Source organism: Hufsiella ginkgonis (assembly GCF_009834915.1).
In the GTDB taxonomy this organism is placed as follows: Bacteria; Bacteroidota; Bacteroidia; order Sphingobacteriales; family Sphingobacteriaceae; genus Hufsiella; species Hufsiella ginkgonis.
Genome location: NZ_WVHS01000002.1, coordinates 119,688 through 135,383, shown reverse-complemented (window position 1 = coordinate 135,383; position 15,696 = coordinate 119,688). Strand labels below are relative to the sequence as shown.

The 15,696-nt window shown below is 48.9% G+C and carries 13 protein-coding genes; 5 read left to right on the top strand and 8 right to left on the bottom strand.

Translation table 11 applies throughout. The features are described 5' to 3' along the window. Nucleotides 1-74: 74 nt before the first annotated feature. The gene (locus tag GS398_RS07385; RefSeq protein WP_160906134.1) at nt 75-1,820 is read left to right on the top strand and encodes a phospho-sugar mutase; all 1,746 of its coding nucleotides are present in this window, start codon (nt 75-77) and stop codon (nt 1,818-1,820) included. Between the two features lie 41 nt (nt 1,821-1,861). On the opposite strand, the gene GS398_RS07380 is transcribed toward GS398_RS07385, so the two are convergent. Both GS398_RS07380 and GS398_RS07375 read right to left on the bottom strand, forming a co-directional pair. Beyond that, the gene (locus tag GS398_RS07380) at nt 1,862-2,815 is read right to left on the bottom strand and encodes an SGNH/GDSL hydrolase family protein (RefSeq protein ID WP_160906133.1); all 954 of its coding nucleotides are present in this window, start codon (nt 2,813-2,815) and stop codon (nt 1,862-1,864) included. Beyond that, nucleotides 2,797-3,852: an acyltransferase family protein gene (locus tag GS398_RS07375; protein ID WP_160906132.1), complete on the bottom strand. Its 1,056-nt coding sequence runs from the start codon at nt 3,850-3,852 to the stop codon at nt 2,797-2,799. Before GS398_RS07375 ends, GS398_RS07380 begins: the two co-directional genes overlap by 19 nt. A 166-nt stretch (nt 3,853-4,018) precedes the next feature. Between GS398_RS07375 and GS398_RS07370 the strand changes: the two genes are divergently transcribed. Beyond that, the gene (locus tag GS398_RS07370) at nt 4,019-4,285 is read left to right on the top strand and encodes a YtxH domain-containing protein (RefSeq protein ID WP_160906131.1); all 267 of its coding nucleotides are present in this window, start codon (nt 4,019-4,021) and stop codon (nt 4,283-4,285) included. A 48-nt stretch (nt 4,286-4,333) separates the two neighbouring features. Here the strand turns inward: GS398_RS07370 and GS398_RS07365 are convergent, their stop codons facing one another. The 5 genes from GS398_RS07365 to recQ form a co-directional block, all read right to left on the bottom strand. Then, the gene (locus GS398_RS07365) at nt 4,334-5,020 is read right to left on the bottom strand and encodes a response regulator transcription factor (protein ID WP_160907066.1); all 687 of its coding nucleotides are present in this window, start codon (nt 5,018-5,020) and stop codon (nt 4,334-4,336) included. Between the two features lie 108 nt (nt 5,021-5,128). Then, entirely contained in the window at nt 5,129-6,223 is a 1,095-nt protein-coding gene (locus GS398_RS07360) for a redoxin domain-containing protein (protein ID WP_369410239.1), read from the bottom strand. Beyond that, nucleotides 6,220-7,689 (bottom strand): Asp-tRNA(Asn)/Glu-tRNA(Gln) amidotransferase subunit GatB, encoded by a 1,470-nt coding sequence (gatB, locus tag GS398_RS07355; protein ID WP_160906130.1) that lies wholly within the window; start codon nt 7,687-7,689, stop codon nt 6,220-6,222. The genes GS398_RS07360 and gatB overlap by 4 nt, the downstream gene beginning before the upstream one ends. Nucleotides 7,690-7,738: 49 nt before the next feature. After that, a complete protein-coding gene (kdsA, locus tag GS398_RS07350) occupies nt 7,739-8,557 on the bottom strand; it encodes a 3-deoxy-8-phosphooctulonate synthase (protein WP_160906129.1) in 819 nt (272 codons plus the stop codon). Between the two features lie 94 nt (nt 8,558-8,651). Beyond that, complete coding sequence (recQ, locus tag GS398_RS07345) at nt 8,652-10,841, bottom strand: DNA helicase RecQ (protein WP_160906128.1); 2,190 nt, start codon at nt 10,839-10,841, stop codon at nt 8,652-8,654. A gap of 95 nt (nt 10,842-10,936) precedes the next feature. Here recQ and GS398_RS07340 point away from each other — a divergent pair, with 95 nt between their 5' ends. Next, nucleotides 10,937-11,902, top strand: coding sequence for a KpsF/GutQ family sugar-phosphate isomerase (locus GS398_RS07340; protein ID WP_160906127.1), 966 nt, complete (start codon nt 10,937-10,939; stop codon nt 11,900-11,902). A gap of 29 nt (nt 11,903-11,931) precedes the next feature. Beyond that, nucleotides 11,932-13,014, top strand: coding sequence for a mannose-1-phosphate guanylyltransferase (locus GS398_RS07335; protein ID WP_160906126.1), 1,083 nt, complete (start codon nt 11,932-11,934; stop codon nt 13,012-13,014). 59 nt (nt 13,015-13,073) lie between these two features. On the opposite strand, the gene rlmB is transcribed toward GS398_RS07335, so the two are convergent. Then, nucleotides 13,074-13,835 (bottom strand): 23S rRNA (guanosine(2251)-2'-O)-methyltransferase RlmB, encoded by a 762-nt coding sequence (gene rlmB / locus GS398_RS07330; RefSeq protein WP_237488128.1) that lies wholly within the window; start codon nt 13,833-13,835, stop codon nt 13,074-13,076. Between the two features lie 291 nt (nt 13,836-14,126). Between rlmB and dnaB the strand changes: the two genes are divergently transcribed. Further along, nucleotides 14,127-15,692: a replicative DNA helicase gene (dnaB, locus tag GS398_RS07325; protein WP_160906125.1), complete on the top strand. Its 1,566-nt coding sequence runs from the start codon at nt 14,127-14,129 to the stop codon at nt 15,690-15,692. Nucleotides 15,693-15,696: the final 4 nt, after the last annotated feature.

The following is a 15,696-nucleotide window of genomic DNA, read 5'->3' as shown; positions in this document are numbered from 1 at the left end:
TTCAATTTTTTAGTTTTGAATTAACTTTACTGCTGTTTCTTTGTTGTATTTTGCGATCCTTAAAAATTCAGCAAATGGCTATATCACCCGAACTTGAACCTTCCGTTTTACAGAAAATTAACCAATGGCTTGATGGCGGTTATGACGCCGATACCAAAGCACAGATACAGCAATTACTTGACAGCGGCGCTTCAACGGAGCTGACCGATTCTTTTTACCGCGACCTGGAGTTCGGTACCGGAGGACTTCGGGGTATCATGGGACCCGGCTCGAACCGTATCAATAAGTACACTATCGGCGCAGCCACGCAGGGGCTCGCCAATTTCCTGAAGAACACCTACCCCGGTGAAAAAATTAAGGTAGCCGTGGCGCACGACAGCCGCAACAATTCGGATCTTTTTGCCCGCATCACTGCGGAAGTATTTTCGGCCAACGATATTCACGTTTACTTCTTCAGCGAGCTGAGGCCTACGCCGGAGCTTTCTTTCGCCATTCGCCACCTGGGCTGCCGGAGCGGGGTAATGCTCACCGCCTCGCATAATCCCAAAGAATATAACGGGTATAAGGCTTACGGGACCGATGGCGGCCAGTTTGTATCGCCTTACGACAAACACGTAATGGAAGAAGTGACCCGGATCACCCGTGTGGAAGAGGTGAAATTTACCCGCAAGGACGAAAACATCGAAGAGATCGGCGAAGAAATCGACCGGCTGTACCTGGATAAGATCACGGCGCTTTCTGTGTCGCCCGATGCCATCAGCCGTCAGAAAGACCTGAAGATCGTTTACTCGCCCATTCACGGAACCGGGATCACGCTGGTACCCAAAGCGTTGAAACAGTTCGGCTTCGAAAACGTGATCCTGGTTGACGAGCAGACCACTCCCGACGGGAATTTTCCTACAGTGGTGTATCCAAACCCCGAAGAAAAGGAAGCGCTGACCCTTGCCCTTGTCAGGGCGAAAGAAACAGATGCCGACCTGGTGCTGGCTACCGACCCGGATGCCGACCGCGTAGGGATCGCTATTAAGAACGATAAAGGCGAATTCGTACTGCTGAACGGTAACCAGACCGGCAGCCTGCTGATTAACTATCTCCTCACTTCGTGGGAAGAAAAAGGTAAGCTCACCGGCAATGAGTACATCGTAAAAACGATCGTTACCACTTACCTGATCGACGCCATCGCCGCCGCCAAAAATGTAACCTGCTACAATACGCTTACCGGCTTTAAATACATCGGCGAACTAATGACCCGGTTCGAAGGCAAGAGCACCTTTATCGGCGGCGGTGAGGAAAGCTACGGCTACCTGATCGGCGAACTGGTACGGGATAAAGATGCGGTGGTTTCGGCAGCGTTCATCGCCGAGATGACCGCTTATTATAAAGATAAGGGCAGCAGCCTGTTCGAAGCCATGCTGACCATGTACACCCGGTATGGTCACTATAAAGAGAAACTCGTTTCCATCACCAAGAAAGGTAAAACTGGCGCAGAAGAGATCAAAGCGATGATGGAGCGTTTCCGCTCGGCACCGCCTGCCGCACTCGGCGGATCGAAAGTAGTTACCCTGAAAGATTATGCACTCGGCAAGGAAACCGACCTGCTGACCGGCAAATCCACCACGCTTGATTTCCCGCCCTCGGACGTACTGCAGTTCTTTACCGCCGACGGCTGTATTATTTCAGCACGTCCATCGGGTACGGAACCCAAGATCAAGTTCTATTGCAGCGTTAAAAAGGAATTGAATGACGCCGGCGCTTTCTACGAAAGCGAGCGGGAGCTGGATGCGAAGGTCGACACGATCATGCAGGACCTGGAAGTGTAAAAACGACCCGCAAAAACGATCACCGGCTTGTCCGTAAGACGCTACCTCCCAACGAGCATCTTGCGGACAATTCTTTTTCCACCCGTCTGGTAGCTATACACATAGATGCCGGGAGAAAGTTCGTTAAAGAAAAACTCCCGCTGGTAAACCCCCGAGCTTAAGTATTCTTTCAGCAGGTATTTCACCGGTCGCCCGTTCAGGTCGTAGATCGTGAGCGTAACCTCCCCTGCCGCAGGTACCGTGTACAGGAACGAGGCGGAACCTATCGCCGGGTTGGGAAAGTTCTGGCTGATGTACATCTCGAGAAAATGTTTCTCGATGGCATTGTTCAGCGCATCAAACCACACATAGCTGATCACCATATAACCGCGGTTATTGGGATGTATATCGTCGTGGTATAACCTGAAATCCCGCCGCAAGGTATTGTTGATATCCGCGATATCGAGCTTATATTCTGCGGCCAGTCTGCGGTAGATGCCATTGATCCTGATCACGTTGGCATTCGCCCGCTTATAATATTCAGATTTGGTATCGTTAAAGTTCTGTATGGTACCGAGCACTACGGTAAGATTTGAAGCAAGGCATTTTTGGATGATCTTGCGCATGCTCGATTCGGTTTCGGCCAGCTTCATTTTCCCGTCGGTGATCCGAAGTGCATCGTTGGCCCCCATGAGGATAAAAAAGAAACCAGAATGACCTGCGATGGCCGCATCGATGCGGGAAAGCCCCTGGACCGTAGTTTCGCCGGGGACGGCAAAGTTATCGATCTGGATAGTCTTGCCGGTGTAACAATACGCTATTTGTTTCTGGAGGTATCCCTGGAAACCTGCACCACCGACACCTGCCACTGTACTGGCGCCAAAGGTGACGATCGAAATGCTGTCTTTCGTATAGAACTGGGAAGCCTGGCTGCAGTTAGGCTGCTGGGCAACCAGTGACAAGGGGAAAAGAAAGAAGAAAATTACGACGTTTAACGCTACCTTCCAATCAGCCATTTATACCGAGAATCGTTAATAATTTTTACCAGCCATAAGGTAGTAAAATAAACGATTGCAAATCTAATCAATTGATAACCAATTAATGGTAAAAGTGTTAAATTTTCCGGGTTTACCTTTAGCGGTCTGAAGATCAGCGGGAGGCCGCTATAAACCAGGATAAAATGGATCAGGTAGATACCAAAGGTCGTTTCACGCGGTTTCAGCTTGTCGATAAAGCTGATGCTCCTAAGCCTTACCAGGAAGAAAAACATCACCATAGAAAAAAGGATGCTGGTCACCCTAAGCGAATTATAGGGGTCGGTACTCGCCATGTCCCTGAGATGATTGATCTCGAAGAGACAGCCTGTAAGCGAAAGCGCTATAGCGGCGAGGTAAACCGGGATCGCGATGCTTCTGGCCCGGGCCTCCGCTTTCTCCCAATGATTAAAGAGCTGCGCGCCCAGCCACAGGAAAAAAACGAAACCAAATAACGCTACGCTGTGCTGCGGCGGAACCCATTCATAATACACATTTACACAGTAAAACACGGTGAGCAGGAACAGGAACAGCCCAAGCCTGATGTTATAGAGGTGTTTTTTAAACAATAGCAGGATCCCGATACAAATAATAAAATTAAGGATGAACCAATAGCTTGAAAAGAAGTAGATCAGCTTCAGGTGGCCGGCCATGGTTTCGGTAAAATGCGCGGTCATGCGATCGGAATGAAACCTGAAGTAACGGGGAATTTCATCAAGCAGGAGCACGAAAAGGAAAATGAGTGTCCATATGAACCAGGGCTTGGCTACGGTCGACACGCGTCTTTTAAAATATTGCGCCGGTGTATAAGTGAACATCTTATCCCCGATTAGAAACCCCGCCAGCAGGAAAAAACAGATCGTGCCAAATTTACTGAACTGGATAAGCAGGGAATATACGGTTAGCACAGACTGACTGGCCTGGGGCAATTCCCCGCACCAACTGCTGTGTTCAAAAACGATAAAAAACATTGATATCCCGCGGATCCGGTCGACAAAGGCGTAGTTCTTCTTCTCCATTTATAAATTTCATCACAGTACAATTAAATGGGAGACGAGTTTTCCAATAACAGGATAATTTCACAATTGTTACGAATGCCATTATTTCTTTTTTTCTGAAACAATTACTGCTATCCGGACCTTTAATAAGTAATTAATTGAACTTTAATAAAATATAATAGCAGATATGGACGGTAAAACAAAAGTAGCAACCGCGGTGCTGGCAGGGCTGGCAGTGGGTGCAGCAGCATGGTATTTTTTTACGACAGACAAAGGCAAAGAAACTGCTGATAAATGGGTAGACTCCCTGAAAAACGCCGGGGATTCGTTAAAAGACCTTAAATCCAAAGCCGCCGATACAATCGCGCAACTTGCCGGCAAGGCCGATAAATATGCAAGCCAGGCAAATACTTATGCAGGAAATGTAAAGTCTGAAGTAAACGAAGCTTATTAAGCTTTTCGTGCTAAAAAAAGATCCCGGTAGTTTTGCTACCGGGATTTTTTATGCTTCGAACTTATAACCTACCCCTTTTACGGTGCTTACGTAGGTGTCGCCCAGCTTCTCACGAAGCTTGCGGATGTGCACATCGATGGTGCGATTGGTTACCACTACGGAATCTTCCCATATATTCTTCAGGATCACCTCACGTGTGTACACTTTGCCCGGTTTGGAGGCCAGCAGGTAGAGCAGTTCAAATTCCTTTTTAGCCAGTACGATCTTTTCACCGGCACGGTAAACCAGGAAACGTTCGCGGTCGATCACCAGGTCTGAGATCTCCAGCTTATTATCGGTAATCTCTTCCGCCTGGCTGTTTCTCCTCAGTATGGCGTTAATACGACTTACCAGCGCACGCGGTTTAATAGGCTTAGCGATATAGTCGTCGGCCCCAACGTTAAAGCCCGCAATCTCCGAGTACTCTTCGCTCCTGGCGGTGAGGAATACCATGAAGGTATTTTTAAACTCAGGCATTCCGCGCATGATCCGGCAGGCCTCGATGCCATCCATTTTAGGCATCATAATGTCGAGGATGATCAGCTCAGGATGTGAACGCTTGGCTTCTGCAACGGCTTCCTGTCCGTTACGTGCCGTGAAAACATGATATCCCTCTTTCTTAAGATTGTACTCAATAAGCTCTAGGATATCTGGTTCGTCATCAACAATTAGGATCTTTTGCCTGGCATTACTCATAGTGTTCTTCAAATTATACCGCTAAAGTAAGATGCCCCGCTGCATCATAAGGTTAAGCACATATTAATAAATTGTTAATCCGGGTAATTCCTTAACAATTAGGTCAGTTTATTTCAACGTTTTCTTTAAAAATTCTTCCAATTGCTCCCCGCGAAGGTTTTTAGCGACGATCACTCCCTCAGGGTTAAGTACGAACGAAGCGGGGATTCCGCTTACCTTATATAACGCGGCAGGCGCGCTTTTCCAGCCCTTGAGGTCAGAAGCATGGGTCCACGTTAGCTGATCGTCGCTGATGGCTTTTTGCCACGCTGCTTTATCTTCATCGAGCGATACGCCAAATACGGTAAATCCCTTGTCCTTATACAGGTTATACGTTTTTACCACGTTAGGATTCTCCTGCCTGCACGGAACGCACCAGGAAGCCCAGAAATCCACCAATACGTATTTGCCTTTAAAGTCACTAAGCTTAACAGGTTTCCCGTTAACGCCGGGGATCTCGAATGCCGGTGCATGCTGACCAACGGATACAGACTTTACCTCCAGCATTTTTTCCACGAAACTTTGTACCGCTTTATTACCGGGGAACAATGGCTTGATCTCCTCCGCATAGCGGATCATTTCCTGCTCGTAAACCTCCGCATTCAGGCTGCCCACCGCGTAAAAACCGGCGAGGTTATTCTTATTTTTATCACCAAATGCCAGCGCCTCTTTAGCAAACGCATCCATGTTGGCCTGGAATTCCGGCATTAAGGCATTATAAACTGAATCTTTGGCTGCGGGATTTGCGGTAACCACACGCTCAAACTCCTTTTGGAGGCGTGTATAAACTTTCCCGTATTTAACACTCAGCTGGTTGAATTCCCTGATCTGTGCGGAGGCTTCCGATCCTTCTATCGAATAATTGCCGGTGGTGTCGGTCATATTGGTTTTGAAATCGATCACATCGCCGTTCTGGGCGATTACCTGGAAGTTCTTCTCGCCAATGGAGATCACGTAAAAGTCGGGTTCAGGTTCGTTGCGCGTAAACCTGAATTCCTGTTTTTCGTTAAGGATGGCCGAGTCGATCACCTGGTCGGCTTTCATCAGCATCACTTTGTTTAAGCCGGTGCCATTTTCGATCTTGCCGTTAATGGTGAATTGATTTTTATTTTTACAGGAAGCGATAACCAATACGGCCATCACTGCAATTACGATCTTCTTCACTTGAGTGCTTCTAGTTTTTGTATAATTAATTTGTTTGTCTTGCCTGGGTCTATCTTACCGCCGCTAAGCCGCATTACGTCACCCATAAAGAGCCCTAACACACCTTTTTTACCTTTATGGTATTCTGACACTTTGTCGGGATAGCGGGCGAGCACAGTAGCGATATAGTGGTCAAGGTCGTCGGTGCAGGTATCTATCAGGAGGTCGAGCCCGGCCACCAGCTCGATGATGTTCTTGCGGGGATCGGCCAGCATCGCCGGGAACAGCTGTTTAACGGCCGCAGTGTGGTTGATCTTCCCCGAATCTACGAGCTCGATAATGTCGCCAAAAATATTCGCCGGAAGCGGTAATTCCGCTATTTCGAGGTTGTTTTCGTTGAGGTAGGATTGGATGGGACCGTTGATCCAGTTTGCCGCCGACTTATAATTCCCGGTAAATTTTACCAGCTCTTCAAAAAAATCGGCTACGGCCCGCTCAGCGGTAAGCAGGCTTGCATCATAGCCAGAGAGTGAGAATTGCCTGGTGTAACGGTTCGCGCGGTCCTCTGGCAGTTCCGGCAGGCTGTGATGTATCTCCTCCACCCATTCCTGGCTCAGCTCAAGCGGCTGCAGGTCGGGCTCGGGAAAATAGCGGTAATCATAGGCCATCTCTTTTGAGCGTAATACCGACGTTTCGCCGGTTCCCGCATCAAAGTTCAGTGTATTCTGGCCAATGGTCTCTCCTTTCTCGAGCAGCGCTACCTGTCTCTTAAATTCGTAATTAATGGCCCGCTGCAGGTTGCGGATCGAATTGAGATTTTTCACCTCGCACCGGTTACCATAAGTTTCCGCGCCACGGAGACGGACCGAGATATTAGCGTCGCACCGCAGGCTGCCCTCTTCCATATTGCCGTCGCAAACGCCCAGGTACCGGGCGATCTTGCGGATCTCGGAAAGATACGCAGCGGCTTCTTCCGCGGAGCGGATATCGGGTTCCGACACGATCTCCACGAGCGGAACACCGGCACGGTTGAGGTCGATCAGCGAATAGCGATTGTCTTTGTCGTGCATGCTTTTGCCTGCATCCTCTTCCATATGGATCCGGTTGATGCGAACGGTGCGCTGTGCCTGGCCCTTCAGCTTCAGGTGCACATATCCCTGCTGGCAAACCGGCAGCGCATCCTGGGTAACCTGGTAACCCTTCGGCAGATCGGCATAAAAATAATTCTTGCGGTCGAACCGGTTGGCGAGGTTTATCCGGCAATTGGTTGCCAGGCCCATTTTTACGGCCGACGCCACCACTTGCCGGTTGATGCGCGGCAATGTACCGGGCAGCCCCAGGGAAACCGGGCTTGTATGTTCATTCGGACCTGCTCCAAAAGCCGCTGAATCTGAGGAGAATATCTTCGAATTTGTGGATAACTGTGCGTGGATCTCGAGGCCCACCACCAGCTCGTACTTTTCAAAAGGAGTATCAGGAGTACTCATTATCAAGGAAAATCAATTTGTCGGTTGCCTCAAATATACTATTAAGTTACTAGAGTATGGCTTCTCTTATCCTTACCAGTTTAACCAGCAACTCCTCCAATAAGTCGAGGTGCAGCATGTTTGCCCCATCGGATCTTGCATGTGCCGGATCTGGGTGGGTTTCGATAAACAAGCCGTCGGCGCCAACGGCGATCGCCGCTTTCGCGATCGTTTCGATCAGCGCAGGCTTGCCGCCGGTAACGCCGCCGCTCTGGTTGGGCTGCTGCAGCGAGTGGGTGCAATCCATTACCACCGGTACGCCGAAGGACCGCATTTCGGGAATTCCGCGATAGTCTACGATCAGGTCCTGGTAACCGAAGGTATTCCCCCTGTCTGTTAATATCACTTTATCATTCCCGGATTCAACGATCTTATCTACCGCATATTTCATCGATCCCGCAGAAAGGAACTGGCCTTTTTTTACGTTCACCACTTTCCCGGTTTTTGCTGCCGCGATGAGCAGGTCAGTTTGGCGGCAAAGAAATGCGGGGATTTGTAACACATCAGCATAAGCGGCTGCCATAGCAGCTTCGTCGCTTTCGTGGATATCCGTTACCGTAGGAACGCCAAAAGTTTTATTCACTTTCTCAAGTATCTTCAGGGCTTTTTCGTCGCCGATGCCGGTAAAAGAATCCAGGCGCGAGCGATTGGCTTTCCGGTACGATCCTTTAAAGATGTAAGGGATCTCCAGTTTATCCGTAATGGTGACGATCTTTTCGGCTATGCGAAGGGCGATCTCCTCTCCTTCAATGGCACAGGGACCGGCCATCAGGAAGAAGTTTTTGCCAGGGGTATACTTTAAGTTGAAAAGACCCGGTAGTGAACTCATTTTTACGATAAATTAAACTAATTGAAAGCGCTGCTGCACCTGGTACAGCAGATAAAAATATTAACAGGCTCGCCTGTAGGCTTGTTACGAAACATCAGTTTCCTAATTCCGATAAAAACTTAATACGCATCAGCTGTACTTCTTCCCGGGTATAATCATCGCTTCCCAACTCACGCAATGCATCGTCCACCGAGTCGATCTCGCTTCCGCGGAAATAATCGAACACTTCATCCTGGCGGTCTTCGTCGATCATTTCGTCGATATAGTAATTCAGGTTCAGCTTAGTGCCCGAGTTCACAATAGATTCCACCTCGCGCAGGATGTCTTCGTAAGTGATCCCCTTGGCTGATGCGATGTCCTCGAGGGCGATGTGCCGGTCGATGTTCTGGATGATCGATACTTTCAATGCCGACTTATTGGCAGCGCTTTTGATCACAAGGTCGACCGGGCGGTCGATGTCGTTTTCTTCCACGTATTTTGAGATCAGCTGAACGAACGGGCCACCAAATTTAAGCGCCTTCCCCGAGCCTACGCCATGGATCTGCTTCAGTTCTTCCACGTTCACCGGGTAATGCGTACACATTTCCTCTAATGAAGGGTCCTGGAAAATAACGAACGGCGGCAAATTCTTTTGCTTAGCGATCTTTTTACGCAGCTCCTTCAACATCTGGAGCAACTGGGTATCCAAAGCGGTACCCCCCTGCGATGGTCCGTCATCGGCCTCATCGTCGCCCGCCTCGATCGGCTTGTTCATAATGAAGCGGATATTATGCGGGTTTTCCACAAAGTTTTTGCCAGAGCGGGTAAGCTTCAGTAAACCGTAATTATCAGTGTCTTTGGCGATATAATTGTTAAGAAGTGCCTGCCTCATCAATGATTTCCACAGGTCGATACCATCCTGTTTCCCACTTCCAAACTCCCGCAGCTTATCGTGCTCGTACGAAGAGATCTGCTGGTTGTCTACCCCTATCAAGATGTTGATAAAGTAGTGATCGTCGAATTTCTCTCCCAGAACATCGATCAGCGACAAGGTAGTGCGAAGCTTTTCCGTGGCATCAAAATATGTTTTCGGATGCGAACAATTGTCGCACATGCTGTTGCAGCCTGCTTCGTTAAAGTTTTCGCCAAAATAATGCAGGATCTGTTTTCTCCGGCAAACGGACGACTCGGCGTAGTCGATCACTTCTTTCAGGATCTGCGTACCGATCTCGCGTTCAGAGACCGGTTTGTCCTTCATAAATTTCGTCAGCTTTTCAATGTCTTTTTCAGAGTAGAACGCCAGGCAAATACCTTCGCCGCCGTCCCTGCCGGCGCGACCGGTTTCCTGGTAATAGCCTTCCATGCTTTTGGGGATATCGTGGTGGATCACGTAACGGACATCCGGCTTGTCGATGCCCATTCCGAAGGCGATGGTGGCAACGATCACTTCCACATCCTCCATCAGGAAAGCGTCCTGCGTATCGGCGCGCACTTTTGCGTCCAACCCGGCGTGGTAAGGCAGGGCCTTGATGCCGTTCAGGTTCAGCGCTTCTGCTACTTCTTCTACCTTTTTCCGGCTGAGGCAATACACGATCCCGGATTTGCCCATATTCCCTTTAATGAACTTAATGATCTCCTTCAGCACGTTCCGCTTGGGACGTACTTCGTAATATAAGTTCGGGCGGTTAAAGGAAGATTTAAACAAGGTGGCATTGTTCATTTGCAGGTTCTTCTGGATATCCTGCTGAACTTTCGGCGTTGCGGTTGCGGTGAGGGCAATGATCGGGATGTTATCCCCGATGTTATTGATCACCTGCCGGATCTTCCGGTACTCGGGCCTGAAATCATGGCCCCACTCCGAAATACAATGCGCTTCGTCTACCGCTACAAATGAAACTTTGATGAGCCTTAAAAAATCTACGTTTTCGGTTTTCGTCAGTGATTCGGGCGCTACGTACAGAAGCTTGGTTTCTCCGCTCAGTACATCTTGCCTGACTTTTGTTATCTCTGCCTTATTTAGCGAAGAGTTAAGAAAATGTGCGATGCTTTCCGTACCACCAAATGCTCTTAACTGGTCTACCTGGTTTTTCATTAAAGCGATAAGCGGAGAAATGACGATGGCGGTGCCGTCGCTCATCAACGCGGGAAGCTGGTAACAAATGGATTTGCCCCCTCCCGTGGGCATTATAACGAACGTATCTTTTTTCTGTAATATGCTGGTGATGATAGCTTCCTGTTCTCCTTTGAAGTTATCGAACCCAAAGAAATTTTGTAAGTTATCGAATAAGGACTTTTTAATCTCCATGTGTGTAACTGGAAAAATTGTAGAAAAAGGGTAAATAAAGTTTCAAAATAACATATTTTTGCCGTGATTTAGTATGAATCTTAAAAAAAATCTGGTTGAAGAGCTCCTTTGAAATTCTAGCGATCGCCCATAATACGCTTCGTATAGAGGCCGACGGAATTTCCGGCCTTATTCCCCTCTTAAAAAATGACTTTGCAGTGATCGTTGAAACGATCCTGGATCTTAAAGGAAGGGTGATCATTACCGGTGTCGGCAAAAGTGCCATCATCGCCCAAAAGATCGTCGCTACCTTAAATTCCACTGGCACACCTTCCGTTTACATGCATGCCGGAGATGCCATTCATGGCGATTTAGGCATTATCCAGCGGGACGACCTGGTAATCTGCATTTCCAATAGCGGCAACACCCCTGAAATTAAGGTACTTATTCCCTTCTTAAGACAGTCCGGCAATACGCTGGTGGCGATGGTGGGCGACCTGGAATCGACCCTCGCCAAACAAGCCGACTTTATCATGAATACCACCATCCAGAGCGAGGCATGTCCCAACAACCTTGCCCCTACCACCAGCACTACGGCGCAGCTTGCGTTAGGTGACGCCCTGGCGGTTTGCCTGCTGGAATGCCGTGAATTTAGCAGCGCCGATTTTGCGAGGTTTCACCCGGGCGGTTCGTTAGGCAAACGCTTATACCTGAAAGTTGCCGACCTGGCGGTAAATAACGAAAAGCCGAAAGTTCTCCCCACCGCTTCGATCAGGAGCGTGCTGGTGGAAATTACCCGGAACCGGTTGGGTGCGGTAGCTGTATTGGAAGAAGATAAGGTGACCGGCATTATCACTGATGGCGATATCCGCAGAATGCTGGAAAAATATGATTCGCTGGAAGGAATTACTGCCCATGACGTTATGGGGAAAAACCCACGCACCATCGCGAAAGATGAGCTGGCGGTGAACGCCCTGGAGCTGATGCGTGCAAACAATATCACCCAGTTGCCAGTTACAGACTCTGGCCGTTATTTCGGGATCGTCCACCTGCACGATCTGTTAAAAGAGGGTATAATTTAACACAAAACTTACAAGATCAACAAGAATAAATGAAAAACGTATTCGCAGTAATTATGGCCGGCGGCATCGGAAGCCGGTTCTGGCCAATTAGCCGCACCTCCCATCCTAAACAGTTTATCGACATCCTTGGAACAGGACGAACATTGATCCAAAGCACGTATGATCGTTTTAAAAAGTTGATCCCGGAAGAGAATATCTATATCGTTACCAACGAGATCTATACCGGTATTATTAAAGAACAGCTGCCGGGCATTACCGATCAGCAGATCCTGGCGGAACCGGTGATGCGCAATACAGCGCCCTGTATCGCCTACGCCTGCCATAAGATCTACGTGAGTAACCCGGATGCGGCTATCGTGGTTGCCCCCTCCGACCACCTGATCACCGATCCGGAAGAATTCCTTAAAAACATCAGCGCTTCGCTTGAAGCAGCGATTGAGCATAATTGCCTCATCACATTGGGAATCAAGCCTTCACGTCCAGACACCGGCTACGGTTACATTCAATATGCCAGCAAAACATTAAATGAAAACTTCCATAAAGTAAAGACCTTTACAGAGAAACCGGGTATCGAGCTGGCTAAAACGTTTATCCAAAGCGGCGACTTTCTTTGGAACGCAGGTATTTTCGTATGGTCGGTAAAAGCGATCCTGAAGGCTTTCGAAAATTACCTGCCGGAGATGAACGATATCTTTAAAGAAGGCGAAGGCTCTTATAACACTCCTAACGAGCAAACCTTTATACAAAACGCTTATTACCAGTGTACTAATATCTCTATCGATTATGGTATCATGGAGAAAGCAGACAATGTATATGTACTCCCGACCGATTTCGGCTGGTCTGACCTGGGCACCTGGGCATCGGTATATGAACTCACAGAAAAAGATTATGTGGGCAATGCCGTGATCCCGTCAGATAAGGTGATCATGTACGATTCATCGAACTGCATGGTGAATGTCCCTTCTAATAAATTGGTGATCCTGAAAGGATTGCATGACTACATCGTGGTAGAAGCCAACAACACGCTGATGATCTGCCCTAAAGACCAGGAACAAAACGTGAAGCAGGTAGTTGCAGACGTTAAGTCGAAATTCGGTGTAGAGTTTATCTGATAACGGTTCATTCAAAAGAGGCTGGACGTGCGGGATTCCCCTGAACGTCCGGCCTCTTATTATTCAGCGACCAAACGCTGCCGCACCGCCTCGTACAGGATCACGCCGGCCGATACCGAAACGTTGAGCGACTCTATTTCCCCGCTCATCGGGATTTTCGCCAGGTGATCGGAAATGCGGATCAGTTCGTTGGAAATCCCGCTCTCTTCCGAGCCCAGGATGATCGCCGTGGGCGCAGTATAATCAGGCTGGTATAGAAAGTCATTGGTTTTTTCGGTGCAGGCTACCAGCTGTAAGCCTGATTCCTGGAGGAAACGGCAGACTTTTAACAGGCTTTCGTGCCGGCAAACCGGCAACTTGTACAGGGCGCCGGCCGATGTTTTAATGGCATCGGGATTGACCTGGGCCGAGCCTTTCAGGGGCACAATCACCGCCTGCACGCCGGCACATTCTGCTGTACGTACGATAGCGCCCATGTTACGTACATCCGTAATTCCGTCGAGCACCAGGATCAGCGGCACCTTACCTTCTTCGTAAACCTGGGGAATGATATTTTCGATCTTCTGGTAAATGATCGGTGATATGAAAGCCACCACACCCTGATGGTTCCTGGCGGTCATTCGGTTAAGTTTTTCTACCGGCACTATTTGGAAACCGATATTACCCTCTTTCAGTAACACGCGCAGTTCAGAGAAAATGCTCCCGGTAAGTCCGCGCTGAATGTACACCGACTCCATCTCCTTGCCGCTTTTTATGGCTTCTATCACCGCACGGATCCCAAATACCATCACATTTTTTTCAGCAAAAGAGTTAGTGTTCATCACCCGATTATTTTTTGCCGCAAGGTAGGGATTATTTCATGTTTCAGGCTCACTAACACACATGCCGATTATTTGTTTATTTGCGTTATTAACAGCGGGAAAAGTTATTAACACCATGTTATAAGCTTGCTAAGGGCATTTTTTTTGCTAACTAACAAGATATTAACATGAGATGTTAGTGGATAAATTGCCTGATTTCCACGAAATCAATTAGTGTATTTTACTAAAATTTTACGCTGTTAACAACTTCGCCAAAGGTTAGGGGCATATTTTACCTATTTTTGTCGGACTATGAATTCAGAGAACGAACCAGATTATAGCCGAACCAAACCAGCCGCTTTTGAGAAACGGACCCGCCTGAACAACCTGGTTACCGGTCTTGGAAAACTACCTCCGCAGGCTATCGATCTTGAAGAAGCCGTGCTTGGTGCCCTGATGCTCGAGAAGGATGCGCTCTCTGCCGTGATCGATATCCTTAAACCGGAGGTCTTTTATAAAGACAGCCACCAGAAAATATTTGAAGCGATTGCGCTGCTATTCCAGAAGTCGAGCCCGATCGATATACTTACCGTTACGGCGCAGCTGCGTCAGCAAGGCGATCTTGAAATGATCGGTGGCGCCTATTATATCACCGAGCTAACCAACCGCGTCGCTTCGGCCGCCAATATCGAGTACCATGCACGCATCATTTCCCAAAAGTTTATCCAGCGGGAACTGATCCGGATCTCCACGGAGATCATCAGCAATGCATATGAAGATACCACCGATATCTTCGATTTGCTCGATCATGCAGAGAAAAACCTGTTCGATATTGCCCAAAACAACCTGCGCCGGGATTCGCGGAAAATGGACGACATTATCCGGGAGTCGCTGGAAACGCTCGAAGCCCTTAAAGACAAGGTAGATGGCCTTACCGGGGTTCCCTCCGGCTTTACGGCGCTCGACCGGATGACCTCCGGGTGGCAACCTTCCGACCTGGTGATCATTGCGGCACGACCAGCGATGGGAAAAACCGCCTTCGTGTTAAGCTGCGCCCGCAATGCCGCGGTACAATTTAATAAACCGGTGGTGGTGTTCTCGCTCGAGATGTCGTCTGTTCAGCTTGTAAACCGCCTTATTTCCGGCGAAACCGAGATCGAACAGGAAAAGATCCGTAAAGGGAGCCTCGCGGAATGGGAATGGGCGCAGCTGCATTCCAAGATCGGGAAACTTACCGAAGCTCCCTTGTTTATCGACGATACGCCTGCCCTTAATATTTTCGAGTTCCGCGCTAAATGCCGGCGGCTCAAATCACAATACGATATCCAGATGGTAATTGTAGATTACCTGCAGCTGATGCACGGCAAAGGCGAAGGCAAGGGTGGCAACCGCGAGCAGGAAATCGGCAGCATCTCACGTGCATTGAAATCCGTGGCCAAGGAGCTGAACGTGCCGGTACTGGCGCTTTCACAGCTGAGCCGGGCAGTTGAGAACAGGCCCGGCGGCTCGAAAAAGCCGATGCTCTCGGATTTGAGGGAATCAGGCTCCATCGAGCAGGATGCCGATATGGTATTGTTCCTCTACCGACCGGAATATTACGGGCTCACAGAGGATGAGGAAGGCCGCTCGACCATCGGGATCGGCGAGGTGATCATCGCCAAGCACCGTAACGGTGAAACGGGCACCGTACCGCTACGGTTCATCGGTAAATACGTGAAGTTCGCCGACCTGGAAGAGGATTTCTCGGCCGGGCCGGGAGCAGGCAGCAGCAACCCGTTTGCGGGAATGGCCCCGTCCGCTGATTTCGAAAAGCCTAATAACTTCATCATCCGTCCGTCGAGAATGGACGATATGGACGACGAACCGCCACCGTTCTAAAGCA